Source organism: Legionella nagasakiensis (genome assembly GCF_900639915.1).
Taxonomy (GTDB): Bacteria; Pseudomonadota; Gammaproteobacteria; order Legionellales; family Legionellaceae; genus Legionella_A; species Legionella_A nagasakiensis.
In genome coordinates this window covers 1-26280 of the sequence record NZ_CAAAID010000010.1, presented here as the reverse complement: position 1 = coordinate 26280, position 26280 = coordinate 1, and the positions used below count along the sequence as shown (strand labels likewise).

Here is a 26280-nt window from a genome sequence, read left to right as displayed (position 1 = left end):
GCCTGGTTAACGCGAGGCGGTAACCGGGAAGGATGGGCTGATTTCCCGCATATTGCATTGTGTTATCCAGATGGGCCAGTGACTTTTATTCGGTAAAGATGAGGCCAAAATTTACCCGTTACTAATAAGGTATTATTGCGTTTATCATAAGCAATACCGTTGGCAACGCAGGTGGTTGAAAGGCAATTATGGGTGGGTTTCAGTGCCTGAATATTTAACCATCCTTCTACCCGACCTGTTTCAGGAGAAAGAATGACAATGATGGATGTTGGCCATACATTGGCATAAATTTTTCCTTGAATGAACTCCAGTTCATTGAGTGAGGTTAATGGTAGATTATTGATTTTAACCGTTAACATCTTTGATGGCTTAAAGGTTTTTACATCGACGAATCTCAAAACTTCTGAACCATTGCTCATGATGAGCTGTTTGCCGTCGCTGGTGAGCCCCCACCCTGCGCCTGAATAATGAAATGTTTTTTGTAATGCTAATGATTTCTTATGATAAACAAACGCTGTTTGTTCCCGATAGGTTAATTGATAGAGTTGATTATTCAGAAGGGCAATGCCTTCAGCAAAAAAATGCGGAGCGAGGATATGTGTCTGTATGGTTTTCCCTGTTGATAAATCGATTTTTTGCAATTTGGAGTGTTTATAGAGTCCACTGCTTTCATATAACTCATGCTTATCTAATACTAATCCTTGGGTGAAGTGATGGGCATGAGGATAGGTTTCCAGGATTTCATAATCGTATTTGGCAATATGCGCTGAACGTAGCTGGCGTTCCAGGGATGTTTGAGTGATCGTAGGACGATCAGTCCATGAATCGGTTTGGTTGTTATTACATGCTGTGCAGGCGAAGGAAATCAGGGCCCAGAGGATGCAGCGAAGCCAGCTTAGTTTGATGATTTTTTTCATGGACATAGCTTAACAGAAACATCTTATTGATTGCCATGTGCTTGGTTTTTTCATGACGTTTGCAAGTAAGAGCCTGGCGACTCTTAAGTCAGGTTCTAATAGAATCATCCAATAAACTATTTTTATTTTGGTTTGACAATAATATATTTGGAGCATTGATTTTATTGATCTATTTATATACAATGTGGCTCTTTTTAACATTTAGGAGTAATGTATGCTACGTTCCCGCCGACCAACCACCTCATTTGATGACCTCACTTTTGCTGATGCATTTCCGCAATTTCAAACACGACCATTTGGCCAACCATTTGCTGATCCATTCGATGCACCAGCAGTTCCCAGAACCTTTGTTCTACCACGTCAAGAAGAGCCAGATTTTGCAGAATTGATGGCTGCCTTACGGCAACGTGCGCAACAGTATCGTGCTACGGCGCCAGGCTTTTTTACGCCCTATCGCAATAAAAGCGATTTTGCGTTGAGCTTAACGGCGCCAGTTCTAGCGCCACTAGCGCTTGGTCTTTTAGCCGCAGTGAGTGCCGCTGCCGCTGCAATCGCAGCTGCGGTCTGTGTAGGCAGTCTGGTTGTTGCCGGTTTTTCCGCTTTGGCTGGTGCTAAATCAGTCAGAGATGCCAGTTTGAATCTTGCACTTCTTAGTGGGATAATCACTGGGGTAGCGACTTTATTGACACCCGTTTTGGCGATTGCTGCAGCTGTTTCTCTTCCTGTAAGCATTGTGAAACTGGCCACCCGCAGTGGAGCTACAGTCGTTGATGCAGCCAAGAAGGCGTGTGCCTCTGATGAAGGAGTCAGACGGGTTGAAAGTGAAGAGGTGTTAGAAGAATTACATTCAGCCGATCATGATGTAGATGGATCTGACAGACCTACCTTGCGCTAAATCAAATGTAGCCTATTCTTGTAATGGCTATTATGCCTATTTGGCAGCAAATATGAGCCTCCATCGCCTGTTTATAGGTAGTGGAGGTTTTTTTCTAAACTCTTAGGGCGCCTTGCCAATAAATTTTCAAGCACGGGACACTGCTATTATTTTTTTTGTTTTAATGCCCGTTTATTTCTATTTATTGTTCTGTCTTTAGTGAATTAATCAACAAACGATTAGATTGTATGATTTAAATTCTTGCTGTTCCCCATTGATTTTTTCGTAATCACCCCCAAATTAATCGTTTTTATGTTGTTTATTTTTATGAGGAGTTGTTTTGGAACAATTTCGTGGTACAACCATCCTGTCGGTCAGACGAGGAAACAAAGTAGTGATTGGTGGTGATGGCCAAGTGACGCTTGGCAACACGGTCATGAAAGGCAATGCCCGCAAGGTTCGGCGTTTATACAAAGATAAGGTGATTGCCGGATTTGCAGGTGGAACGGCGGATGCTTTCACACTCTTTGAGCGTTTTGAAAGCAAGCTTGAATTGCATCAGGGACATTTGGTGCGAGCAGCGGTAGAATTGGCAAAGGATTGGCGTACGGATAAAATCTTGCGTCGCCTGGAGGCATTGCTGGCTGTCGCTGATCATAAATCCTCGTTGATCATTACGGGTAATGGTGATGTCATTGAACCAGAAGAAAGCCTGATGGCGATTGGTTCAGGCGGGCCATTTGCTCAAGCTGCAGCGCGTGCCTTGCTTGAAAATACCGATTTACCTGCCATGGACATTGTCAAGAAAGCATTAACCATCGCCGGTGAAATTTGTATTTACACCAACCATAATTTAACCATTGAAGAATTAGATAGTGAGTAGCTCGATGACCGATACAAAAACCATGATGACTCCCCGCGAGATTGTAGAAGAATTAGATCGTTTTATTATTGGTCAAGATGAAGCTAAGCGTGCGGTGGCTATCGCCCTTCGTAACCGCTGGCGGCGGTTGCAAATTGAAGAGGATGCCTTGCGCAACGAAATCATGCCGAAAAACATTCTTATGATTGGACCGACGGGGGTGGGTAAAACGGAAATAGCCCGGCGTTTGGCAAGACTGGCAGAAGCGCCTTTTATAAAAGTTGAAGCCACCAAATTTACCGAAATAGGCTATGTGGGACGTGACGTTGATTCGATTATTCGTGATCTGGCGGACACGGCCGTCAAACAGGAGCGTGAGCTGGCCATGAAAAAAGTACAGCAGCTTGCCGAAGATGCTGCAGAAGAACGCATTCTTGATGCCTTATTGCCACCAGCCAGAGGTACTGCTATGGGGGCTAGTGAAAAAGATTCATCCACCCGCCAAGTGTTTCGTAAACAATTGCGCGAAGGCACATTGGATGACAATGAAATTGAAATAGAAGTGGCGGCGTCGCCGGTTGGAATAGAGATTATGGCGCCCCCAGGCATGGAAGAAATGACTAATCAGTTGCAATCCATGTTTCAACAGGTAGGAAGTGGACGGACCAAAACAAGAAAATTGCCCATTCGTAAAGCCATGAAATTGCTTTGTGAAGAAGAGGCAGCAAAGTTGATTAACGAAGAAGACATTAAAACTCGTGCCATTGAAAATGTTGAACAAAATGGCATTGTATTCATCGATGAAATCGATAAGGTGGCCAAGCGACCTGAACATGGCGGAGATGTTTCTCGTGAAGGAGTACAGCGTGATTTGTTGCCTTTAGTAGAAGGCACGACGGTATCCACTAAATATGGCATGATAAAATCCGATCATATTTTATTCATCGCATCTGGCGCTTTTCACGTCGCCAAACCCTCCGATTTAATTGCCGAGCTTCAAGGACGTCTTCCAATTCGTGTGGAATTGTCCGCATTAAGTGTTGAAGATTTTGTCCGGATTCTGACGGAACCCAATGCTTCCTTAACAGAACAGTATATTGCGTTGATGGCAACGGAGGGATTGCAGCTTGCCTTTGATGATTCAGGGATCCGCCGTATTGCCGAAGTGGCTTGGCAGGTGAATGAGCGTACCGAAAATATTGGGGCTCGCCGCTTGTATACGGTCATGGAGCGTTTATTGGAAGTGGTTTCCTTTGAAGCGACGGATAAAGCCGGGGAGTCGGTTCTTGTTGACGAACAGTATGTCAATGATCACCTGGGTAAATTGGTTGCCGACGAAGATTTGGCACGCTACATTTTATAGTATGAGTCTGTTGACAATTCGCTTCGCAAAATGAATGGTTAACAGACTCTATTCATCTCGAAACAATTCATCGAGGTTAATGTTAAGACTCTGCCGCAGCTGTTTATCGGAGGATAGGATTTGAGTGTGCCACCGCTTTGCTATTGGTGAATCAGAGGCAGCAAGTTTTTCTGCATTGGATATGCGATAAGGCAACAAATGCAAGAATTCATACAGAGTGAGATGAGTTAAATCACGGCTTAGTACATAATGATCCTCGGAGGTGGTTTGTATTAATTTCTGTGCCGAGAGTATGGCGAGCATATCCCCTATTTCAACAGCAAAAGGTTGATTGCTGGCATTAATTAAGCGTTCTAAGGGAACACTCTTCCCTTCCTGTTGCGCAAGCCACAGGCAGTGCATCCATAATAAAGCTTGGGAAAATCCATCAAGCGGCATGCCTTGCCGTCTTTGATAATGAACGGCTAAAGCGTAAGTGATCTCTGCACCAATTAAGGTGATGAGCCAGACCCAGTAAATCCATAGAAAAAAAATGGGTATGGTTGCAAATGCGCCATAGAGTAACTGATACGTGTTATATTGACTTAAATAATAGACAAATGCTTGTTTGGCGGATTCGAATAATGCAGTGGCTATCAGCGCGCCATATAATCCATGACGTAACTTCACCTGACAGTTGGGCACAACCACATAGAGAAAGGTGAATCCTATTAATGATAAAAGAAAGGGAATACAACTCAATAGAAATAAAGGGGCATGATATCCTTTGATAAAGGGTATGGAGAAAAAGTAGGAACTGGCAGCAAGACTTAATCCTAGAAGGAATGGTGCCAGGGATAAAATAGCCCAATACAATAAAAATGCGGATACCCCTTGACGCGGGGAATTAACTCGCCAAATTTTATTCATTGAGCGCTCAATGGTATACATGACCAGCAAGGCGGTGATGAATAAAAAAAGTACTCCCAGCATGGATAATTTGGACACTTGCGTTGCGAAAAGTTGTAAATATTCTTGAATCACTTTTCCGGTGGCCGGTACAAAATTTTCAAATATGAAATCTTGTAATGGGCCTCTTAATTCATAGAAGACCGGGAAAGTGGATAAAATGGTAAATCCAACGGACATCAAAGGCACAATGGCCAGCAATGTAGTAAATGCAAGCGCTGAAGCACGATAAGTACAATCATCTTCAATAAAATGATGGATAACAAAGAGGATAAAACGTTTGCTTTCAGTCAGTTTCACCGCAAGTTTTTGGTTTATCGTTGTATCCATCGTCCTGATTTTCTCATCCGTTATTTATTGAGGAACCGCTTTAGGGCCAGTTAACCATTCATTTTGCGTTGTAAAGTGAATGGTTAACAACGTACTAAGGGTTGTTAACCATTCGCTATTTTGGCCAAGATAGTAGAATTGTAAACAGACCCTAATATAATAGCCAATATTATTAATAGCCAATTTGCCAGCCGGATGAACGAGTGGTTGATGTTGATGTACAATGGGTGCCATCTGCATTACACGTTTTGTTTTGAGTTGTGGTTGAACGTTTTTTCTCTTTTGTATGTTGTGGAACAGCAGCACTTAATGCGCCGATTAAGTTGTTTAAAGGGGCATTCTGCTCGGCAATAATATTCTGTTCATTTTCAGCCCGCTGCCTTTCTGCTTCCCGCTCATTATAGGCTTTGATGACTTCATTTTGCTGAGCCGGGGTTAATTGCTCCCATTGTTCTTTTGATAGGCCGAAATAGGATGGAGTACACGCAGCCAACCCGATAGATAGCAAGAATAAAATAAACAGTCGCATAGTAACCTCAATCAGTGGAATCGGTGTGGCGCCCAGTATAGCAAAAATTTGCTATAAAATTGGCACTGATGTTAGGATAATTTATTATTTCTAGGATGACTTAAAAGGCAGCAATGGATAGCCATTTACTAATCAAATTTTTCATTACGATGCTTGCTATCATGAACCCAATTGGTGGTGTGGCAATATTTCTCAGTTTAACTTCGGATTATTCTGAAGCGCAAAAACGTCGCGAAGCGCTAAAAGCGGCCTTGTCTGTTTTTTTGATTTTACTCATCGTAACCTGGTTAGGCATGTTAATCTTGGAGCTTTTTGGCATCAATGTTTCAAGTTTTCGTATTGCTGGCGGCATTATTATTCTTTTAATGGGTTTGCATATGTTGCAATCCAAGCCCAGCCCTATCCAGCACACCACCGAAGAACATGCATTAGCAAAGGAACGTGATTCCATTGCGGTGATTCCTATGGCTCTTCCACTCATTGCTGGGCCGGGGGCAATCAGTACGATTGTCATCTACGGCCATGATTTTAGTGGGTGGGGCGGATATTTACAGATGAGTGTTGTGGATGCTGTTCTTGCAGCTATTGTTGCTGTTTTATTGTTTTTTTCCGGATTTGTCGGCCGTGTTCTTGGTGATTCAGGCACAAAAATTGTCACTCGAATCATGGGATTAATTTTAGCAGCAATGGCAGTGGACATGATTACGGCCGGGTTAAGCACTACATTTCCTGGTCTGGCAGCGTAACGATATTCATTCCCTTCAATAAAGTTATTCTAGCTCCCTAATAGTTTAATATTTGGCAATGGATGATTTTTTTATAGAATATCGTTCTGCCGGAATGTGCTATCATCATAACGAAGCGCCGTATATCGCGCTTGCCATGGGAGCCTGTTGTTCATGTCTAAACCTTACATATTAATATTATATTATTCGCGATATGGAGCGATTGCCAAGCTTGCACAATATATTGCGCGAGGCATAGGTTATGTCGATGAATTTGAAGCAAGAGTTCGCACGGTTCCCCCTGTTTCTGCGACTTGTGAAGCTGTGGATAAAGTGATTCCTGATGCAGGCGCACCCTATGCCTCTTTAGAGGATTTACAGCATTGCCAGGCACTTGCTTTGGGAAGCCCGACTCGTTTTGGTAATATGGCCTCACCTTTGAAATATTTTCTTGATAGCACAACGCCTTTATGGTTGGCAGGTGATTTAGTGAATAAACCTGCCTGTGTTTTTACTTCCTCCGCTTCTATGCATGGCGGGCAGGAATCCACGTTACTCAGCATGATGTTGCCTTTGCTACATCACGGGATGCTGCTCGTTGGTTTACCTTATACGGAACCTACTTTAAGTACTACAAGAACGGGTGGTGCTCCTTATGGAGCAACCCATGTCTCTGGGATAAATCATGATAATCTTTTAAGTGAGGATGAAATGTTGCTGGCAAAGAAATTAGGAGAGCGTTTAGCAAGAGTTGCTGTTCAAATGAATAAAAAATAATTATTCTATCGTTTTGTTGGCCATAGTGTTGAACTAAAGTAATAGTATTAGAACTATTCAAGCGGTAGATATAAATTTTTAGATATTGGTGAATGTTGTGAAAGTAATCAGTTTTAATGCCAATGGTATTCGTTCAGCCGCTCGTAAGGGATTTTATGAGTGGCTGCAATTACAGAATGCCGATTTTGTCTGTATTCAGGAAACCAAGGCGCAAATTGAACAATTAGCTTCAGAGGCTGTCTATTTTCCACAAAACTACCATTGTGATTACTTTGATGCGATTAAAAAAGGGTATAGTGGTGTTGCTATTTACGCGCGGCAAAAGCCCATACAGGTTATCAAAGGGTTGGGCTTTAATTATTGTGATGAAGAGGGGCGTTATATTCAATTTGATTACCCAGGATTGAGCGTGATATCACTTTATCTGCCTTCTGGCACCAGTGGTGATATACGCCAAGCCGTCAAATATGATTTTCTTGATTATTTTTCGAGGCATTTGATGGCATTAAAAGCTGAGGGACGGGAATTAATTATCTGCGGCGATTACAACATTGCTCATAAAAAAATTGATATTAAAAACTGGCGCAGCAATCAGAAAAATTCGGGCTTTTTACCTGAAGAACGTGCCTGGATGGATGAATTGTTTGGAACAATGGGCTTTATTGACGCATTTCGCTTGCAAAATCAACAAGAAGAACAATACACCTGGTGGTCGAATCGAGGGCAGGCATGGGCGAAGAATGTGGGGTGGCGTATTGATTATCAGGTGATTACTCCGGGGTTAATTGACAGTGTTGTGCATGTTGATATTTATCGTGAAACAAGATTTTCTGATCACGCGCCTTTATTGATTGAATATCAAGGAGATTGGTGTGCTTAAATTGGCCTGTTGGAATGTGAACTCTCTGAAGGTTCGTTTGGAGCAAGTTATCGTCTGGTTTCAAAACAATGAGGTGGATGTATTGGCTTTGCAGGAAACCAAATTAATTAATGAACAATTTCCATGTGAAGCATTTCAGGAGATAGGATTGCATGTGGTCTTTTCCGGCCAAAAAACCTACAACGGCGTAGCATTGATTAGCAGGCAACCCATCGAATCGGTAGTTACTGACGTTCCCGGATTTGTTGACCCGCAGCGGCGGATTTTGGCGGCGACTATCGCGGGTGTTCGTGTCATTAATTTGTACGTTCCTAATGGAGGAGAAGTTGGTTCTGATAAATATCAATATAAATTAAATTGGCTGGTAAAAATAACGGCATTTATAAAAGAGCAACTGCGTCAATATCCTAAACTGGCTGTTGTGGGCGATTTTAATATTGCTCCGGAGGATAAAGACGTCTATGACCCAATAGCGTGGCAAGGGTCAGTACTGGTGAGTCCTCTCGAACGTCAGGCATTTGCAGCGCTCATTGATTTAGGATTAAAAGATAGTTTTCGTGCCATTCATCCACAGGAAATTACTTACAGTTGGTGGGATTATCGTGCGGCTGCATTTCGCCGTAATATGGGGTTGCGTATCGACCATATCTTACTTAGCGATTCTTTGCTTGAACAATGTGTGGATAGCCAGATTGATATCGAACCGCGTCGCGCAGAACGTCCTTCCGATCATGCCCCTGTTTGGGTCAAACTCGATTAGGCAAAATTTGATTTTAAATGGGATATCTGCTATCGTGCCACGTCATTTATTAATGAGCATGGTGCCTGACAATGATCAGGTGGCGATGCCGGTTAGGTAATTATAGAGAGTACTGATGTTATGAAAGCTTCGATCCATCCTGAATATGAGACTATCAAAGTGACTTGTAGCTGCGGGCATTCATTTGAAACTCGCTCAACCTTATGTCACGATTTAGCTATTGAAGTCTGTGCTCAATGCCATCCTTTTTATACTGGTAAGCAAAAATTGGTTGATACAGGTGGAAGAGTACAGAAATTCCGTGATCGCTATAAAGCACGTGGTACTGCGCAGAAGGAAGCTTAATTTTATTTTATAAATGTGCTTTAGCTTCAAGTTTTTTAATAAAAAACAAAGAAATGGATTGACGGCGCAATGAAATGCGCCTTTTTTTTGCAAAAAAAAACTGTTCATCCCTTTGATTTTTCTATATGATTTTTTTCCGAATTCTTTGAAAAGAGAGTAATCACCTTGGATAAAGATGTTTTAAAAGAACGGGCTTTGCACTACCATGAGTTTCCAGTTCCAGGGAAGCTGGGCGTACACGTGACTAAGTCAACAAACTCTCAAGATGATTTATCTCTTGCGTATACGCCAGGGGTAGCTGAGCCAGTGCTTGCTATCGCGGATAATCCGGAAGACGCTTATCGTTACACGGCTAAAGGTAATTTGATTGCTGTGATGACCAATGGAACAGCGGTGCTTGGTTTAGGTGCTGTGGGAGCACTTGCAAGCAAGCCTGTTATGGAAGGTAAGGCTGTTTTGTTTAAGCGCTTTGCTGGTATTGACGTGTTTGATATTGAAGTGAATGCTGAGGAGCCCCAAGCTTTTATTGCTACCGCTAAAAATATTGCACCAACGTTTGGTGGTATTAATCTTGAGGATATTAAGGCCCCAGAGTGTTTTGATATTGAGCAAGCGCTCTCTGAACAACTTAATATTCCTGTGTTTCATGATGATCAACATGGGACGGCGATTGTTGTAGCGGCTGCTTTACTGAATGCCTTAGAACTGCAGCAGAAAAAGTTGTCTGAGGTGCGTATTGTCTGCATAGGGGCAGGCGCTGCCGGTATTGCATCTATGCGTTTATTAGTAGCCTTAGGCGCAGATAAAAATAAAATGCTGTTGTTGGACAGTAAGGGCGTTATCCATACCGGCCGCGAAGATTTAAATGCCTATAAATACGCTTTTGCTCGAGCGACTGAGAGGCGAACATTGGCTGATGCTTTGGTGGATGCGGATGTTTTTATTGGTGTGGCAAAGCCGGATTTACTCAATGCTGATTTATTGAAATTAATGGCGCCTAAACCGGTGATTTTTGCGTTATCCAATCCTAATCCTGAGATCAGGCCTGAATTGGCCTTGAAGATTTGTGATGATTTGATTATTGCTACAGGACGTAGTGATTATCCGAATCAGGTGAATAATGTATTATGTTTCCCTTATATTTTTCGTGGCGCACTTGATGTGCGGGCCACTCGCATCAATCAGGCAATGCATATTGCCGCGGTAGAAGCGATCCGTCAGCTTGTGCATGAACCAGTGCCTCAGCAAGTTAAAGAAAATTATCCTGGTGTAATCGACTGGGAATTTGGGCCTCAATATATTATTCCCAAGCCTATTGATCCTCGTTTACGCGAACGAGTATCACTCGCCGTAGCAAATGCCGCCATTACAAGTGGCGTTAGCCGCAAAAACGCAGTATAGCATCATAACTTAAAACTTATGCTTAACCCAATAAGTTAAGGAGCGTGTTTTGTCTATTAAAAGCAATAAAAAATATCATTTAATCGCGTGGTTAATTTGTGGTTTAGGTGCAGTATATTACGCTTATGAATATTTCTTGCGTATTTCTCCAAGCGTCATGGAGCCCCAATTACGTAACCACTTTAATTTATCAGCCAGCGGTTTTGGTTTTTTATCTGCTTTTTATTACTATGCTTATGTGCCTATGCAAATTCCAGTGGGCGTACTCATGGATCGATTTGGTCCACGACGGTTGTTAACCGCTGCTTGTATGATGTGTGTTATTGGCACTTTTTTATTTGCTGGTACAACCTTGTTTTCGGTAGCCGCGTTCGGACGATTTCTGGTTGGTTTAGGGTCAGCATTTGCTTTCGTCGGTGTTTTAAAACTGGCAACTATATGGTTGCCAGAAGATAAGTTGGCGATGGTTGCGGGGATGGCTGCCGCTTTGGGGACCATTGGTGCAATGATTGGTGATAATTTATTAGGCCACATGGTATTCTGGCTAGGTTGGCAATCGACGGTGCATTTTACAGCTATTTTTGGTGTGGGACTGGCTGTCGTATTATGGTTTGGCATTAAGGATCAAAAACGTTATCAAAGACAGAAGGGAACAATAGACAGTTTTAAGAAAAATATGCTTGATTTGTTAATCATCGCCCGTAACAAACAAATATGGATTAATGGTGTCTATGGTTGTTTAGTTTATTTGCCTACCACGGTATTTGCAGAATTATGGGGGATTCCTTATTTAAGACATGCCCATGGTGTTTCAGAGGCGGGTGCTCATTTTGCGAATTCTTTATTATTTCTTGGCTTTACTATAGGGGCTCCACTGATGGGTTTTATTTCTGACCGTTTTAAACGACGAAAATTGCCCATGATGATAGGGGCAAGTGGTGCGGCATTGGTCATGATGATGATTTTATATTTACCCGGTTTAAATCAAACAGGATTAAATGCCTTGATGATCCTCTTGGGTATACTCTATAGTGCCCAGGCTATTGTTTTTGCTGTTGGCCGTGAATTAAGCCCTAAAGAAGCTGCAGGGACGGCTATTGCCATGACGAATATGATTGTGATGATAGGAGCGATGTTTTTGCAGCCGCTTGTGGGTGAATTATTGGATTGGAGTGCGCGCTCACACGCAACAACATTGCCAATTCAGGATATTCCTTTGGATAAAATGCAGCAATTTTATACGGCAGATGATTATCAATTTGCTATGTCCATTATTCCACTTGGTATTTTGGTGGCGGCGATCTTAACGCTGTTTCTAAGAGAAACCTATGCTAATGCCGATTCAAATGGTTAAAGATAGCTTGACAAAACGGAAACAAATTTATTTTGGATCTCTCATTTGCGCCATAGGAGCGGTGTTTTATTGTTATGAATTTGTATTAAGAATTATTCCCGGTGCGTTACAAAGCGAATTAAGCGCAGCGTTTGGTCATATTTCTGCTTCAACATTTGGGCAGTTATCTGCATTTTATTATTTTGCGTACTCACCTATGCAGCTGCCTGTTGGTATGCTTATGGATCGTTTTGGACCTCGCCGGTTGCTGACGTTTGCTTGCTTATGTTGTACCGTTGGCTCATTCATGTTTACTTTTTCTTCCTCCATGCTCATCGCCGGAAGTGGTCGTTTTCTAGTTGGTTTTGGCTCTTCTTTCGCGTTTGTGGGCGTATTATCGTTAGCACTGCATTGGCTTCCTCAGCGATATTTTTCATTGGTAGCAGGATTGATTACTACATTAGGCATGTTAGGTTTGGTGTATGGCGAAATAAAAATAACTGAACTCACCTTGACGATGGGTTTGCAGCCTGTTTTGCTGTTGATGGTTGCCTTTGGTGCTTTGCTTTCCATTTTGATAGTTTTAATCGTCCGGGATGGGCCTGGTGGGTATCATGTAAAAATGCAGCCATTACCAGCATTTTTTCAGAATGTTTTGCGTGTGCTTATGTCTTCTGAAGTCTGGTTGATTGGTTTTGTCGGGGCCTGCTTATACACTTCATTATCGGTATTTGGCGAGTTATGGGGGAAATCTTACCTGGAGCAAGCCCATCACCTGACAAAAGTTGAGGCAGCAAGAACCATTTCGGTGATGTTTCTTGGCTGGGCAGTGGGTGCGCCTGTGGCCGGATATTTTTCTGATTTAACCGGTCGTCGTGTTTTGCCGTTGGTTTTAGGGGCGATCATGGCCTTGGTGTGCATCAGTTTGGTGTTGTATGTCCCTGGCCTTTCCTACTTATCTTTAAATGTGTTGCTATTTTTCTATGGCGTATTCAGTGCGACGGAGATTATTGTATTTATAATGGCCAAGGAGAATAGTGGTGCTCAGTTATCCGGCACGGTTTTTGCAGCAACCAACATGATTGTTACCCTGGGAGGGGTTATTTTTCAACCATTAGTAGGTAAGTTACTGGATGTATCTGGTGATGGTCGTATGGTGGCTGGTGAGCATGTTTATACGGTCGTTGATTATCAGCTGGCTTTATCGATTCTGCCTCTTTCCTTATTGATGGTAATGATTGTTGCATTTTTCTTGAAAGATCTCAGAACCATCGGACATTAGTCGTTGTGATAGTGATTTCTGTTGTGCCAAGTCTAGTTTCTTAACGAAAGATGACCAGTAATTCATTCACTGGTAAACGACGGTTAATCTGACAGCTGATGGAGCGAGTTACTGTAAAGGATTTAATTTCGCCAAAACGATAATGATGGCGGGTAAAATCAGTATCATGATTGGAAATGATGACGGTGATCCCGCGTGTGGCACTTTCCATCGCCAGCTCAGCAAGAACGATTTGTTCTTTTTCTCCGAATCTTTTATCAGTATAAGAGGTAAAATTGCTGCTTTGTAGGCGGGGCGCATAAGGAGGGTCACAATAGATTAAATCCCCCGGTGAAGCATGAGCAAATGTTTCTCGAAAGTCACAGTGAATGAATTGGGCTTTTTGACTTTTTCGATGAAAGTGCTCCATTTCAGCTCTCGGAAAATAAGGCTTTTGGTAGCGACCAAATGGAACATTGTAAATGCCTTTTCGATTGTAACGGCACAGTCCATTGTAACCATGTCGGTTTAAATATAAAAAGAGTGCCGCTCTTTGTCTTGGGTTGGTGCATTGATTGAATTGTTCGCGAAGATCATAATAGCGCATGGCGCAATTGTTCGTGTGGCAAAAATATTGTTCACAAAAGGAGATGAATGATTGACCTTCATGTTGTAAATGTAAAAACAAGGCAATCAAGTCTTTATTTTCTTCGGCAAGCAAATAATAAGGATAGTCTGAATTAATAAAAATAGCTGCAGAACCAGCAAACGGTTCAATCAAACGATTTGCAGTTGGCAGTGAATTTAAAATATTATCAAGACAGCGGTATTTGTTCCCTGCCCATTTTAAAAACGGCCTTATTTTTATCATAACCATCAAATATTGTGCGTTAATCCAGTGTGGATGCTGTCTTGGTAATAATAACAAAATTAGCGTTCGAATCGCATCCTTGACATGGTTTATGCTAACTCGATATGATGCAATCGACCTCAATGTTCAGAGGGGGAGGCTATGGATGAACTTGATAAGTTATTAAGACCGTCTTGGGATGCTGAAAAATGGATTCTAGAGGGTTGGAATAAAATAACTGAAAAAGAAAAGACACGCATTAAAAATCGTATTCACGATTTGTTTAAAGATGGCCTACCTTTTGAGCTGAAGCAAGATAAACGATTATTATATATTTACGTCTTTACATTATTGGCGCAATTAGAAATACTGGCTATTCAGGTGCCGCTGAAATTTGAAGAAAAAATGGATTCCTTATTCCATAAGGAGTTGATGCATAATTTATTATTAGATGAAATTTTCCGCGGCATTTTATTCACTAGAATTCTTTATATTTTATGCGCTCCCCATGCTTTACCCCCTGCACCTAATGAGAATATTGAAATACTCTGCAATTTTATCCGTAATGAAGATTGTCCAAAAATTGGTAATGTATTATTGAGTTTGAATCAGATTTGGATAGAAGAAATTTTCCGTGCTTTCCAACAAAGTAATGTTGCACCTAAATTATTTTCGACGATCCTTGATGATGAGCATCGCTTGGTGTGTGAGATAGATTTGGAGCGAGATATTGGATTACCAGATGCTAACGAGGTACATAAGAAATTTGAATATCTTGAAGAACAGTTATTAAAGAATTTATTTTTGGAACATAAGTGCGTGCTTTCTGTTTGTTCTTTGTTGGGCGCTCAGGGAACGATTAATTTTATGGAATCTCTTAACCAAAGACGCGGTCATCTGATAGAAAAAATCAATTTAGAACATGGCGAAACATGGAAACTTTTTATGAAGATTGGTATGAATTTTCTTCCCGAGATTCAGCTGCAAGGAAAAATACAAAAAATGCTTATGTGGCCTAGCCCAGATGCCATGCTATAAATAATAAAATAAGGGCAATTGAGCCGACGATCATCAGACTAAAGCGTCCGCCAGGGATGGAGATGGCAGAATCTTCAGAAACAAGAAGGCGTCCCCGCCAAGCCATGATGGTTGGCAGCAAGAGTAATAGAATAACACAGCAAATCCCTGCATAACTCAATGCTTTCAGATAAATGCCTGGATTGAACATCACAATCACTAAGGGAGGAATAAACGTTAAGGCGAGAGTAAGCTGCCCTTGTTTGCCTGCTTTTCTAAGCTTTAAGCCGTCGGCAAGAAAATCAAATAAGCCTAAAGATACACCCAGAAAGGCTGTGATCATACAAATTGAAGTAAAAAATTCAAAAAATCGAGTAATTAACGGGCTTTGGACGGCATGGCTCAAAGCATCAGTCAAACCACTGGTTGCATGCTCACTGGCCATCAGGGCAAGCAAGCCATTACTACCTTCTCGATGTATGACACCCATAATGACCGCTTCCCATAGGATATAACAAACCAGAGGGATAAGTGAACCAAATAAAATCACTTTGCGTAAGCTGGGTATGTCGTCTTTAAAATATTCGCGCAAGCTGGGAACAATGGAGGCAAAACCAAATGATGTGATTAAAATCATCAGGCTACCGGTAATGGCAGGAAGTGAGCCACCACGCCAAGTCGGTACCTCAATATGGGGACTAATAATTAATATAAGTAATAAATAGATCCCTAACTTGCCGAACATTAAGCCGCGATTGACATAATCTACGGTGCGAATCCCATTGTATATAACCAGACTAAATAATAAGGTAAAACCAAGCGCGGTCAGCCAGTTTGGCAAGTCTAAATTCATTTTGTGCAAGAGGCCGCTGAATACGTCACTGCCGCCTGAAATGTAGGCTGCAAGTAACGTATAGAGTAAAAAAAGATACGTTATCCAAGCAATAATTTGTCCGGGCAACCCGAGTGTCGACCGTGCCATTGATACCATGTTACTGCCGGCTGGAAGTCGTAGATTAACCTCAAGAATCAATAGTGCGCCTGCAGTCATAATCAACCAACAGGCAATTAAAAAGAAAATAGAGTTGGTAATGCCAGCAGCGGCAGTAGAAACGGGAAGTGCCAGCATTCCGCCACCGATAGAAGTTCCGACAATAAGTAATACACCGCCTATGAGTTTGGAGTTAAGCACGGATATTCCGATTGTTTAAAAATAATTCAATATGTTAATTTATATCTCAAAAATTGTCAATATACCCATGCCATTTGCTTCATCGGCACGGTCATTAGACTCGTTTGTTCAGTATTTCTCAGATAGTATGAATAAGCAAGCTTTAATAAGTTTACATTGCTACATAAAGCAGAAGCAGGGAACTGATAATCACCAACAGTTGACTTGCTCGACCACCAGGAACAATGAATGCTGGCGAAAAATGTTTTCTGCCAAAATAAGACATTAATGCAGGCAATAATAATAACAATATCACACAGAAAAACCCTGCATAATTTAAAGCGTGAATGTATGCTCCAGGATAATAGATAACCAGAATCAATGGCGGCAGAAAGGTTAATAAAAACAAGCCCAGTCCTTCTTTTCCTTTTGCGGAGAGGTTAAGGCCGTCTCCCAAAAAACTGACAAGACATAAAGAAACCCCCAGAAAGGCAGTCAACATGCAGATGGAGGTAAAAAAGTTAAATAAGGAACTGATGGTGTTGTTATTTACTGTGTTGGAAAGCATGGCTGCCAGTGAGCTGGTCGTATGCTCATCATGCATCAATGATATTAGGCCATCGTCTCCATTGGCGGGCAGGGTGCCCATGATAACGGCATCCCAAGCGATATAACAAAGTAATGGAATAAGAGAACCAACAAAGATCACTTTCTTCAAAGACTTAATATTATCATTAAAATAGTCGCGAAGATTGGGAACAATGATGGCAAAGCCATAGGAAGTAATCAAAATCATGATGGTTCCCGTGGCGTATCGGACATTTCCTTCCTGAAAATGATTTGTGCTTATGTATGGCGAGATTAAGAGAATAAGAATGAAATAAGCTCCTAACTTGGCAAACATCAAGGCACGATTTAGTAAATCAACTTGACGAATCCCTCCATACACCACAAGACCAAAAAGTACCGTAAACAAGGTGGATAGTTGCCACTCACTGGCATGAATGCTGATTAGCCGCAGTAATCCACCCAGTACATCCGCTCCTCCTGAAATATAAGCAGAAAGTAAGGTATAAAGCAGAAAAAGGTAACTTAACCAAGCGACAAGCAATCCAGGTTTGCCAAGGGTTGCTGCGGCCATGGAAACCATGTTTTTACCTGGAGGAAGATAAAGATTAACTTCCAGAATAAAAAAAGCACCCAGCGTCATGATAATCCAGCATAAAAGCAAGAAAAGTGAGGATTGCCAAAAGCCTGTGGCTGCATTGGCGACGGGCAAAGCAAGCATGCCGCCGCCGATGGATGTGCCAACAATAAGAAGAATTCCGCCAATAAACCTAGAGCGCATGAAACTATTTGCCGATAACCAGTCGTCCATCATATCAGAACATCGAAATATGAACAATTCCATTGAGTTAAAGCCGCGCCCTATGGCGTTGTTAGGGATTTTTACTTGGTCACTCCAAGGTAGGCGATTGGTTTCGCTGGCTGTCCTGGTGCGTTGAGCCATTGGATTTCAATACGGCGGTTATAAGCGCTGCCATGAATCCATTTATTATTGCCTATTGGATGTTTATCACTATAGCCTTCAGCACGAAATCGGTGAGCGTCGATGTTATTTGCCCATAAAAAGGTGAGCATGGCTTCTGCTTGTGCTTGCGACAGCATTTTTTTGTGACGACGCGATCCAACATCATCAGTGAACGCGGCGACATAGATAGGGGTACAGGGATAAAACTTAAGAAGTCGTACAATATTCATTAATCCTGGATAACTTAATTCATTAAGCACTGGGCTATTGAATAAATAATAATTATCGGTTGGTACAATAAGTGTCATGGTATCGCCATATTGGACGTATTGAATATCTTGTTCTTGCAATTCTTTAATGATGGCGGGTCTGAGATTTTTTTGGTAGCCAATGAAGGCGCCCGTTACTCCTCCAATAACCGCACCGGCTGCGGCACTCCCCGCAACACCTCCGGCTATGGCACCAACCCCTGCGCCAAAGCTGCCGCCAAAGGTTGTATACCTCAGAGTACGTTTATCTTCTTGGAAATTGTTATAAGGAGGATGGAAACAGCTGGTTAATGTCAAAGAAAACAAACTGACCAACGCCAAGCGCCCAGTAGATATCCCAACCGACATTTTAACTCCTGTAGCCATTCAATTTTTCCATTATTAAGCATCCCTCATGATTTCGCAATCAACACGTGAGCTTTCTTGATAAAATGAGCTTCTTTTAACAAGTGTTTTTGCAAATTCGATAAACTAGGCAAGAGCATGCCTAAATAGATATTAAGAGAAAAATATTTCTATATCTATGTAATGGCAGACCAGAAAATGATAATTTATAAAAAATGTATATCTTGAATTCGGATATTATTCCCACAATCACCTATGTTCTATTTTCTGGATTGTAAGAAGGTAAGTCAATTTGATTAATAAGGATTTTTAGCTGTGAGTGATAAAACTACGTCCGACAATCCAACATTATTTTCACTGTCGCTGGCCGCGCTTGGCGTTGTTTATGGAGATATTGGCACAAGTCCGCTTTATGCCATGCGAGAATCGCTTGATGGACTGCCCATTAATCTTGCTGATGTTCTTGGTGTTTTATCACTGATTTTCTGGTCGCTTATTTTAGTTATTTCTTTTAAATATCTTATTATTTTATTTCGTGCTGATAATGACGGTGAGGGGGGGATTCTTGCTCTTTTAGCACTTTTGAAGCGGTTTATTGGTGAGAAAACACAAATATTTTTTATTTTAGGCATTTTTGGCGCAGGCTTGCTGTTGGGAGACGGAATGCTAACCCCGGCCATCTCGGTCATCAGTGCGATAGAAGGATTTCATGTTATTGTTCCTGCATTATCTCATTGGGTTTTGCCCTTGACGATGATTATCTTGATTGTATTATTTTCTGTGCAATCTTATGGTACGGCAAAAATCGGGTTTGTTTTTGGCCCGATTATTTTTATTTGGTTTGTAACCTTAGCAATACTGGGAACCGTGCAAATTTTTCATAATCCGGTGGTGATGAAGGCCATAAATCCAGTCTATGCCTACGATTTTTTTAGGATCAATGGCTGGAAGGGTTATGCACTGTTAGGGGGCATATTTCTGGTGGTCACAGGTGGCGAAGCGCTTTATGCTGATTTGGGCCACTTTGGTAGAAACCCTATACGTATCAGCTGGTTTATGGTGGCTTTACCAGGCTTGTTATTGAATTATTTTGGCCAAGGGGCTTATTTATTGCAGCATCCTGAAGCCATAGTGAATCCGTTTTATTTGCTTGCCCCAAAATGGTTTTCATTTCCTTTGCTAATCCTTGCTACTCTGGCAACCATCATTGCATCGCAAGCGGTCATTTCTGCCACTTTTTCATTGACTAAACAGGCCGTGTTATTGGGTCTATATCCGCATTTACCGATTGTGCAGACGTCTAAATCTAAGAAAGGTCAAATTTATATTCCACAAATGAATCTTATTCTTGCTTTAGGGACATTATTATTAATTCTTACCTTTAAGAATTCAAATGCACTTGCTCATGCCTATGGCATTGCAGTCAACTTAGATATGATCCTTACCAGCACGTTAATTGCATACTTGGCCATTAAAAAATGGCATTGGAATCCCGTCTTATTGATTGTTTTGTTTTCTTTTTTGAGTGTCATCGATTTTTCGTTCTTAGGAGCAAATATTCAAAAAATTATCACCGGAGGCTGGGTACCGATCGTATTTGCTTTGATATGCGCCTTTATTATGTATACCTGGCATCAAGGCCGGCGGTATTTATATAAAGCGTATTATATGAAAAAGGAGGAGTTATCAAAAATATTAAAACAGTTTGATTACAAGAGTTTGAATCGGCTGCCAGATACTACAGCCATATTTATTACAGATATTTACGATAAAAGCGGTGGCAGCTTTCTTCATTTTTTAAAATTAAACCGAGCATTGCCGGAAAATATTTTAATCATCAATTACGTTGTCGAAGATACGCCTTATGTAGCTTCACTGGAGCGCTTCGAGGTATCGTGCCTGAAGGAGAATATCTGTGAATTAACTTTGCATTATGGCTTTATGGATACTGTCTCCATTCCACAGGCACTTTATGTCGCCAATGATCGCAAGATTCTTCCCTTCAAGGTGAATATTGAAGCGGCGACTTATATGATTGAAATCCCTAATGTTGTTGCCAGCCGAGAGAAGCAAACCCTTTGGTTTTACTGGCAAGAGAAATTATTTGCTTTTTTGGTAAGAAACTACTCGGCTAATTTAAATATTGAATTTTACCAATTGCCTTACAATCGCACGATTGCAATGGGAACGTACTATATGATTTGAGGTGAATTCATCCTAAAAAATAGCGCTATTTTTTTGTTCTGTGCCTTATATGCATTATTCAGCATGGCAACCAGGTGGTAAAGGATGGTTTGGTAATACGACTTGAATGTTAATTCCGTCGATGGTTGGGCTTTTTCTGGCATCGCGCAAATAATCAATTAATGACACATCTACCGTATGATTTTGAATGGATGAAGCCTGGCGAAACATTAATGTGCCTTGCTTCCAAAAAGCAAATCCAAGATGGGAAACATTAAGGCAAGTACCTATTTTTTCACGCAAATCCCAATTAGGCCGAATAATCTCAATGATTGCGGCATTAGGTATCTGTTTGAAGAGATACTCATTGGCTTTTCCTGAAGAATCAAAAAGTGCTGATAATGGAATATATGAAATTGATGCATTTAGGGCTTGTAATTGGCGGCCTTTTCTTTTTAATTCATTCAGACGTTTGCCTTGTTCTTTTGTATTCACATCACTAAGACGAATATTGTTATAGGTAAAATGTTGGTACCAGCCTGGTTTATCAATGAGTGCATTGGCTGATTTGGCGACTGATTGATTCTTTTTATTCTTAATCGTGGTGGTAATATCTTGCAAGAATCCTTGCTGTTGATTATTTTTGTTCCAATCAAGACTTGCAAAATGATTGCGGTCAATAAACGATACATGCCCGTTACGGTAACGAAGCTTGCGGATGCACTGTTTAAACTGAGAAACGTTATTGGCAAAAGCGACAGCCAGCACGGTATCTACGTAAGTTTCACAGTCAAAAGCATCCATACGATAGAGTGGGTATTGATCATACCGTCCCTTAGAACCTTCTCCTAAGGCCCCTAGCAGATAAGGTTTTCCAAGCAATTTTGCACTAATAATCTCAAGTCGGGTTGCCATATCAGATATCGGCATCTGGTTTAGGCTGTGATATAGTTGACCAATTATTTGGTCTGTCTTTTGGTTTAAATCGTTTGACTTGGCAAAAAGTGGTAATGTGAATAATGTCATGCAACCTATAAGTAAAAACCGTTTAAAAGCACTTGAAGTGTTCATCATCTTTCCGACTAAAAAGGCAAACGTAATTGGTAATGGTATCTTTTCAATGAAGATGGGTAAAGTATGTTAGGGCTTGACAAGCTCTTAGGAGGACCAACATGTTGAATGCAATATGGTTAGGTATGGTTTTTCTTGCTGTTATTGTTGGTCTTATTCAAGGTCGAATTGACCAGGTTGTTCATGCGGTGACTGATTCTGCCAAGTTGGGCTTTGAGGTAGCCATTGGGTTGACAGGCATCATGGCCTTATGGCTCGGTATTATGGGTATTGCTTCAGAGTCAGGATTGATAAATATATTTGCCCGGGCAGTCAGGCCGGTGTTTCATCGATTATTTCCCGATGTCCCTATTGAACATCCTGCCATGGGTGCGATGGTTCTTAATATTGCCGCAAATATGTTGGGACTTGCCAATGCTGCAACACCATTTGGTTTGCAAGCGATGAAAGAATTACAACGTTTGAATGTAAATGTGCATACGGCCACTAATTCCATGTGTACTTTTTTAGCCATCAATACCTCAAGTGTTCAGCTTATCCCTGCGACTGCCATCGCATTTCTCGCAGCAAATGGTAATTTGCATCCCAGCAATGTTATTTTTAGCTCATTGATAGCGACCATGGTTTCAACGATCGTGGGTATTGTTGCGGTAACACAGCTAGCAAAGCTGCCTTATTATCAGATAAAAGCAAATGGATAATGAATGAGTGAATTGGCTACCCAAATATCTAATTGGATTTTTCTAGCATTTATCGTGGGTATTCCTCTCTATGGTGCTGTAAAGAAAATCAATGTTTTTGATGCGTTTATTAATGGAGCAAAACAAGGATTTGAAACCAGTGTAAGTATTATCCCTTATTTAATTGCAATGATGGTTGCTATTGGGATGTTGCGCGCCTCAGGTTTTTTTGAATTATTATATCACTTGCTTGCCCCGCTGCTGACTGCTATTGGCATGCCGGCTGAGTTATTACCTCTTGCTTTAATTCGCCCTTTTTCAGGCAGTGCAGCAACGGGTGTCATGGCGGAATTAATTCATGAGCACGGGGGAGATTCATTTATTGCCAAAGCGGCGGCGACGATGATGGGCAGCACAGAAACCACCTTTTATGTGATTGCAGTTTATTTTGGTGCGGTAGGCATTCGTCGCACTCGTCATGCAATTCCAGCTGGATTGCTTGCGGATCTTGCTGGAGTTATTGCAACGGTAGTTATCTGTCGTTATCTTTTTACTTAGAACCTGTCTTCATAGTCTAACTAGGCAGTGCTAAAAGCCTCGATTTTCTGTGCTCTGGCTCACATACTACGATGTATGGCTTTTAGCCTCAGCCTAGCGATCCTGAAGACAGGTTCTAAGAGTCACGAGGATTGTTTGATTGTTGCTTGCTTTTAATCTCGTGACGCCTTGTTCTGGAGACAGTATTTCTTGTTTAAGCCGTTTTCACTGCCTTTTTCCCTGACGCCGCAAACTGCGCTTCTTCAAAAAGTTTCATTTGTGCAAGAAGAGCCGACGCGTTAGCAGTAAACGATGCCATCTCTCGTGCCGGAACAGAAGCTGCGCGAGGCAGATCTACGGTTGTAGGGTTTTTAGGTTTTTTATTAATATGAAATTCATAATGACAATGTGGTCCACTTGCTAAGCCGGTTTGTCCAACGTAACCTATGATTTGGCCACGTTTGACTCGGTCACCTTTTGACAATCCTTTTTGAAATTTAAGCATGTGAGCATATACGGTACTGTATTTTTTGTTGTGTATAATTTTAATCATATTGCCATAGCCACTATGACGTCCAATGGTGTCTATGATGCCATCTCCTACTGCATGAATTGGTGTGCCAATGGGGGCAGCCAAGTCAACGCCTTTGTGAGGTCTTTTTCGATGTAAGATGGGATGCATTCGAGCCAGACTAAAGGTTGAACTAATATGGCTGAATTTCAATGGATATCGCGTAAATGCTTTTCTTAAACTAACACCTTGAGGTGTGAAATAATTGTAATCACCGGCTTTATTCTTATAACGTATTGCCTGGTGGATTTTTCCTCGACTGGTATAGGTTACGGCAACGATCTCACCCACTCCTACTCGTTTATTTTCGACGTACAAGGCTTCATATACAATAGTAAATTGATCGCCCGCATGTACATCTTTTGAAAAATCAATTTCCCAATTAAATAAGTCAGTCATTTGTTGGATAAGCTTGTAAGGTATGCTCATTCTTTTAGCTGTATTATATAGAGAGCCTTGGATTGTAGCCGTGAGATAATGATGGTGGCTTGTTACTTTGCGTGAACTGATTTGTGTTAAATAGCGTTGACCACTGCGGTATACTAAAAGCGACTGAGTAGGCGTTAATGGAACAATTAATTTTTCCAAAACCTGATCGTGTATCACAAATCGCAATTGCTGACCTGGCTTTATTGAAGTTAATGTCTTGGCATGAGGATTATTATGGAGAACGGCTGTAAGTGTTTTCCGACTAATACCTAGCTGGCGAAATAAACCGGCTAAAGTATCTCCTTTTTTGGTGATAACCGTTTCCCATTTATCTTCAGGTTTTGATTGTTTCGCATTCGTCAATTTGGTGGAAGGACGTGTTTTTTCATGATTTAAAATCGCAGGAGGAATAGAAGATATGGAGTTTATGTACTGAGGTTCTTCCAGCTCCGCTGAGTCTTCATCAACGTCTTCAGATGGTATTTCTTGCTGCGGTTTAGGGAGTGATAAGGATTGAATTGTAAGATTTTTAGGTTGTTTATTACGAAAGGTCTTAACAAGAAAATAAGGTAAGGCTATAGCGACGCATAAGGCAAAAATCGCTAATAATTTGGAAGGCGTTGCAGGTTTTTTTTGTGAACCTCTTGATTTTAGATCCAGATCCATTTCGTGCCTTTACTGCTGTCATCTTAAAAATAGTCTCTATTTGGAAATACTGACTCTACATTAATTCAGTCATAAGGACTATGATTTACTTAAATGCTTATGTGTCACCACACACTTGGGTTATATTGTTGCCATTTATCCGCTGGCAGGAAAAAATTATCCGGGCTAAGATACCCGCTGGAAGAAGTTAGGTCAATCATTTAAAAGGTTTTGCTGTTATGTTAAGAGAAGAATTATCATGCTATGAATTGCTTCGCGGGTGTGAAGAAGTTTTGCCGGAACAGGAATTAGAAAAGAAATTATTGCGAAATAAATCGTTAAAAATCAAAGCAGGCTTTGATCCTACCGCGCCTGATCTACATTTGGGACATACAGTCTTGCTCAACAAATTACGGCAGTTTCAGCAATATGGGCATGAGGTGATTTTCTTAATTGGTGATTTTACCGCGATGATTGGTGATCCAACGGGAAAAAATATAACCCGCACGCCTTTGAGTCCAGAGAAGGTACTGGAAAATGCACAAACCTACCAACATCAGGTGTTTAAGATCCTTGATTATGAAAAAACGACGGTGGCTTTTAATTCTCAATGGTTAAATCGCATGAGCCCCTCAGATTTAATTCGATTAGCGGCGACTTCTACCGTAGCCAGAATGCTCGAACGTGATGATTTTCATAAACGCTATACGTCTGGGCAACCCATAGCAATTCATGAGTTTTTATATCCTTTAATACAGGGGTATGACTCAGTCGAGTTGAAAGCCGATGTGGAAATTGGAGGAACCGATCAGAAATTTAATTTGTTAATGGGGCGTGAATTGCAAAAGCATTTTGGTTGTGAACAACAAGTTATTATGATGATGCCTCTCATTGAAGGAATTGATGGTGTAAAAAAAATGTCCAAATCCTTGGGTAATTACATTGGCATCACTGAAACCGCTGATGCGATGTTTGGTAAATTGATGTCTATTTCGGATGAACTGATGTGGCGATATATTGAGCTGCTTAGTTTTAAATCAAGCAGCGATATTGTAATTATGAAAAAGGCGGTTGAGGAAGGATTGAATCCACGTGATGTAAAAATTGGATTTGCCAAAGAAATTATTACACGCTTTCATAGCAGTTCTGAGGCAGAAATAGCGCATAGAACTTTTATTGAACGGTTTCAGCAAAAAGTGATACCGGAAGATTTACCAACACAGACTATTAAATATGAACCATCCGCCACTATTGCACAGTTTTTAAAGCAGATTGGCTTGACTAAAAGCACATCGGAGGCTATACGTTTAATAAATCAAGGCGCAGTAAAAATAGATGGTGAAAAAATAACAAGTCCCGCCTTAGAATTACTTCCTGATAATACCTATATTATTCAAGTTGGTAAAAGACGCTTGGTGAAAGTGTTGTTGCAAGCTCATTAATCAAAGGTCATGGTGATCAAGGCATACCTTTCCAAATGAAATTTTTTTAAAGAAACTTTAAAAATAGATTGACAATGTGAGCTGTATGAGTAGAATGTGCGTCACTGCCTTGAGGGCGAGCTGATTAAGAAGATAGAAGACAAACTGTGTGGGCGCTTTGAGTGACTGGAGTGCTTGAAAGAGATGAAGTGAGTCAGTAGAGATACTGATGTTGAGAGATTAAACTGAAGAGT

25 protein-coding genes are annotated in these 26280 nt (G+C 41.1%); 16 read left to right on the top strand and 9 right to left on the bottom strand.

All coding sequences use genetic code 11. The features are described from left to right. Positions 1-62: 62 nt before the first annotated feature. The gene (locus E1O52_RS09075) at positions 63-917 is read right to left on the bottom strand and encodes a glutaminyl-peptide cyclotransferase (protein WP_165474758.1); all 855 of its coding nucleotides are present in this window, start codon (positions 915-917) and stop codon (positions 63-65) included. 214 nt (positions 918-1131) lie between these two features. Here E1O52_RS09075 and E1O52_RS09070 point away from each other — a divergent pair, with 214 nt between their 5' ends. The 3 genes from E1O52_RS09070 to hslU all read left to right on the top strand — a co-directional run bounded on the left by E1O52_RS09070 (position 1132) and on the right by hslU (position 4016). Further along, entirely contained in the window at positions 1132-1812 is a 681-nt protein-coding gene (locus tag E1O52_RS09070) for a hypothetical protein (protein ID WP_133128395.1), read from the top strand. 319 nt (positions 1813-2131) lie between these two features. After that, positions 2132-2674, top strand: a complete 543-nt coding sequence (gene hslV / locus E1O52_RS09065) for an ATP-dependent protease subunit HslV (protein WP_133128394.1) — start codon at positions 2132-2134, stop codon at positions 2672-2674. Positions 2675-2678: 4 nt separating this feature from the next. Next, on the top strand, positions 2679-4016 hold the full coding sequence (hslU, locus tag E1O52_RS09060) for an ATP-dependent protease ATPase subunit HslU (RefSeq protein WP_242602217.1): 1338 nt from the start codon (positions 2679-2681) through the stop codon (positions 4014-4016). A gap of 48 nt (positions 4017-4064) precedes the next feature. On the opposite strand, the gene E1O52_RS09055 is transcribed toward hslU, so the two are convergent. Next, the gene (locus tag E1O52_RS09055; protein WP_133128393.1) at positions 4065-5294 is read right to left on the bottom strand and encodes a YihY family inner membrane protein; all 1230 of its coding nucleotides are present in this window, start codon (positions 5292-5294) and stop codon (positions 4065-4067) included. A 172-nt stretch (positions 5295-5466) separates the two neighbouring features. After that, complete coding sequence (locus tag E1O52_RS09050) at positions 5467-5823, bottom strand: carbonic anhydrase (RefSeq protein WP_133128392.1); 357 nt, start codon at positions 5821-5823, stop codon at positions 5467-5469. 113 nt (positions 5824-5936) lie between these two features. Between E1O52_RS09050 and E1O52_RS09045 the strand changes: the two genes are divergently transcribed. The 8 genes from E1O52_RS09045 to E1O52_RS09010 all read left to right on the top strand — a co-directional run bounded on the left by E1O52_RS09045 (position 5937) and on the right by E1O52_RS09010 (position 13326). Next, positions 5937-6569 (top strand): MarC family protein, encoded by a 633-nt coding sequence (locus E1O52_RS09045; protein WP_133128391.1) that lies wholly within the window; start codon positions 5937-5939, stop codon positions 6567-6569. Positions 6570-6722: 153 nt separating this feature from the next. Then, positions 6723-7325 carry an NAD(P)H:quinone oxidoreductase gene (wrbA, locus tag E1O52_RS09040; RefSeq protein ID WP_133128390.1) on the top strand — a complete coding sequence of 201 codons (603 nt, stop codon included), beginning with the start codon at positions 6723-6725 and terminating at the stop codon, positions 7323-7325. Positions 7326-7422: 97 nt separating this feature from the next. After that, positions 7423-8205 (top strand): exodeoxyribonuclease III, encoded by a 783-nt coding sequence (locus E1O52_RS09035; RefSeq protein WP_133128389.1) that lies wholly within the window; start codon positions 7423-7425, stop codon positions 8203-8205. Then, positions 8198-8965 carry an exodeoxyribonuclease III gene (xth, locus tag E1O52_RS09030; RefSeq protein ID WP_133128388.1) on the top strand — a complete coding sequence of 256 codons (768 nt, stop codon included), beginning with the start codon at positions 8198-8200 and terminating at the stop codon, positions 8963-8965. The genes E1O52_RS09035 and xth overlap by 8 nt, the downstream gene beginning before the upstream one ends. A 120-nt stretch (positions 8966-9085) precedes the next feature. Continuing rightward, a complete protein-coding gene (gene rpmE, locus E1O52_RS09025; protein ID WP_133128387.1) occupies positions 9086-9310 on the top strand; it encodes a 50S ribosomal protein L31 in 225 nt (74 codons plus the stop codon). Positions 9311-9475: 165 nt separating this feature from the next. Then, positions 9476-10711 carry a malic enzyme-like NAD(P)-binding protein gene (locus E1O52_RS09020; protein ID WP_133128386.1) on the top strand — a complete coding sequence of 412 codons (1236 nt, stop codon included), beginning with the start codon at positions 9476-9478 and terminating at the stop codon, positions 10709-10711. A 49-nt stretch (positions 10712-10760) separates the two neighbouring features. Beyond that, on the top strand, positions 10761-12065 hold the full coding sequence (locus E1O52_RS09015) for an MFS transporter (protein ID WP_133128385.1): 1305 nt from the start codon (positions 10761-10763) through the stop codon (positions 12063-12065). Beyond that, entirely contained in the window at positions 12040-13326 is a 1287-nt protein-coding gene (locus E1O52_RS09010) for an MFS transporter (RefSeq protein ID WP_242602216.1), read from the top strand. Before E1O52_RS09015 ends, E1O52_RS09010 begins: the two co-directional genes overlap by 26 nt. A 40-nt stretch (positions 13327-13366) precedes the next feature. Here the strand turns inward: E1O52_RS09010 and E1O52_RS09005 are convergent, their stop codons facing one another. After that, on the bottom strand, positions 13367-14176 hold the full coding sequence (locus E1O52_RS09005) for a Dam family site-specific DNA-(adenine-N6)-methyltransferase (RefSeq protein WP_133128384.1): 810 nt from the start codon (positions 14174-14176) through the stop codon (positions 13367-13369). A 141-nt stretch (positions 14177-14317) separates the two neighbouring features. On the opposite strand from E1O52_RS09005, the gene E1O52_RS09000 reads away from it, so the two are divergent. Then, the gene (locus E1O52_RS09000; RefSeq protein WP_133128383.1) at positions 14318-15193 is read left to right on the top strand and encodes a hypothetical protein; all 876 of its coding nucleotides are present in this window, start codon (positions 14318-14320) and stop codon (positions 15191-15193) included. Here the strand turns inward: E1O52_RS09000 and E1O52_RS08995 are convergent. The 3 genes from E1O52_RS08995 to cmpA all read right to left on the bottom strand — a co-directional run bounded on the left by E1O52_RS08995 (position 15171) and on the right by cmpA (position 18491). Continuing rightward, positions 15171-16364 carry an amino acid permease gene (locus E1O52_RS08995; RefSeq protein ID WP_133128382.1) on the bottom strand — a complete coding sequence of 398 codons (1194 nt, stop codon included), beginning with the start codon at positions 16362-16364 and terminating at the stop codon, positions 15171-15173. The genes E1O52_RS09000 and E1O52_RS08995 overlap by 23 nt on opposite strands. A gap of 151 nt (positions 16365-16515) precedes the next feature. Next, positions 16516-17691, bottom strand: a complete 1176-nt coding sequence (locus E1O52_RS08990; RefSeq protein WP_133128456.1) for an amino acid permease — start codon at positions 17689-17691, stop codon at positions 16516-16518. Positions 17692-17792: 101 nt separating this feature from the next. Further along, the gene (gene cmpA, locus E1O52_RS08985) at positions 17793-18491 is read right to left on the bottom strand and encodes a C-OmpA-like family protein CmpA (RefSeq protein ID WP_133128381.1); all 699 of its coding nucleotides are present in this window, start codon (positions 18489-18491) and stop codon (positions 17793-17795) included. Positions 18492-18803: 312 nt separating this feature from the next. Between cmpA and E1O52_RS08980 the strand changes: the two genes are divergently transcribed. After that, positions 18804-20693, top strand: a complete 1890-nt coding sequence (locus tag E1O52_RS08980) for a potassium transporter Kup (protein ID WP_133128380.1) — start codon at positions 18804-18806, stop codon at positions 20691-20693. 54 nt (positions 20694-20747) lie between these two features. Here the strand turns inward: E1O52_RS08980 and E1O52_RS08975 are convergent, their stop codons facing one another. Continuing rightward, on the bottom strand, positions 20748-21602 hold the full coding sequence (locus tag E1O52_RS08975; RefSeq protein ID WP_242602215.1) for an N-acetylmuramoyl-L-alanine amidase-like domain-containing protein: 855 nt from the start codon (positions 21600-21602) through the stop codon (positions 20748-20750). 242 nt (positions 21603-21844) lie between these two features. Here E1O52_RS08975 and E1O52_RS08970 point away from each other — a divergent pair, with 242 nt between their 5' ends. After that, positions 21845-22444 (top strand): nucleoside recognition domain-containing protein, encoded by a 600-nt coding sequence (locus E1O52_RS08970; RefSeq protein WP_133128378.1) that lies wholly within the window; start codon positions 21845-21847, stop codon positions 22442-22444. A gap of 3 nt (positions 22445-22447) precedes the next feature. Beyond that, the gene (locus tag E1O52_RS08965; RefSeq protein ID WP_133128377.1) at positions 22448-22981 is read left to right on the top strand and encodes a spore maturation protein; all 534 of its coding nucleotides are present in this window, start codon (positions 22448-22450) and stop codon (positions 22979-22981) included. Between the two features lie 193 nt (positions 22982-23174). Here E1O52_RS08965 and E1O52_RS08960 read toward each other — a convergent pair whose 3' ends face one another. Then, a complete protein-coding gene (locus E1O52_RS08960; protein WP_133128376.1) occupies positions 23175-24626 on the bottom strand; it encodes a peptidoglycan DD-metalloendopeptidase family protein in 1452 nt (483 codons plus the stop codon). A 218-nt stretch (positions 24627-24844) separates the two neighbouring features. Here E1O52_RS08960 and tyrS point away from each other — a divergent pair, with 218 nt between their 5' ends. Continuing rightward, positions 24845-26047: a tyrosine--tRNA ligase gene (gene tyrS, locus E1O52_RS08955; protein ID WP_133128375.1), complete on the top strand. Its 1203-nt coding sequence runs from the start codon at positions 24845-24847 to the stop codon at positions 26045-26047. Positions 26048-26280: the final 233 nt, after the last annotated feature.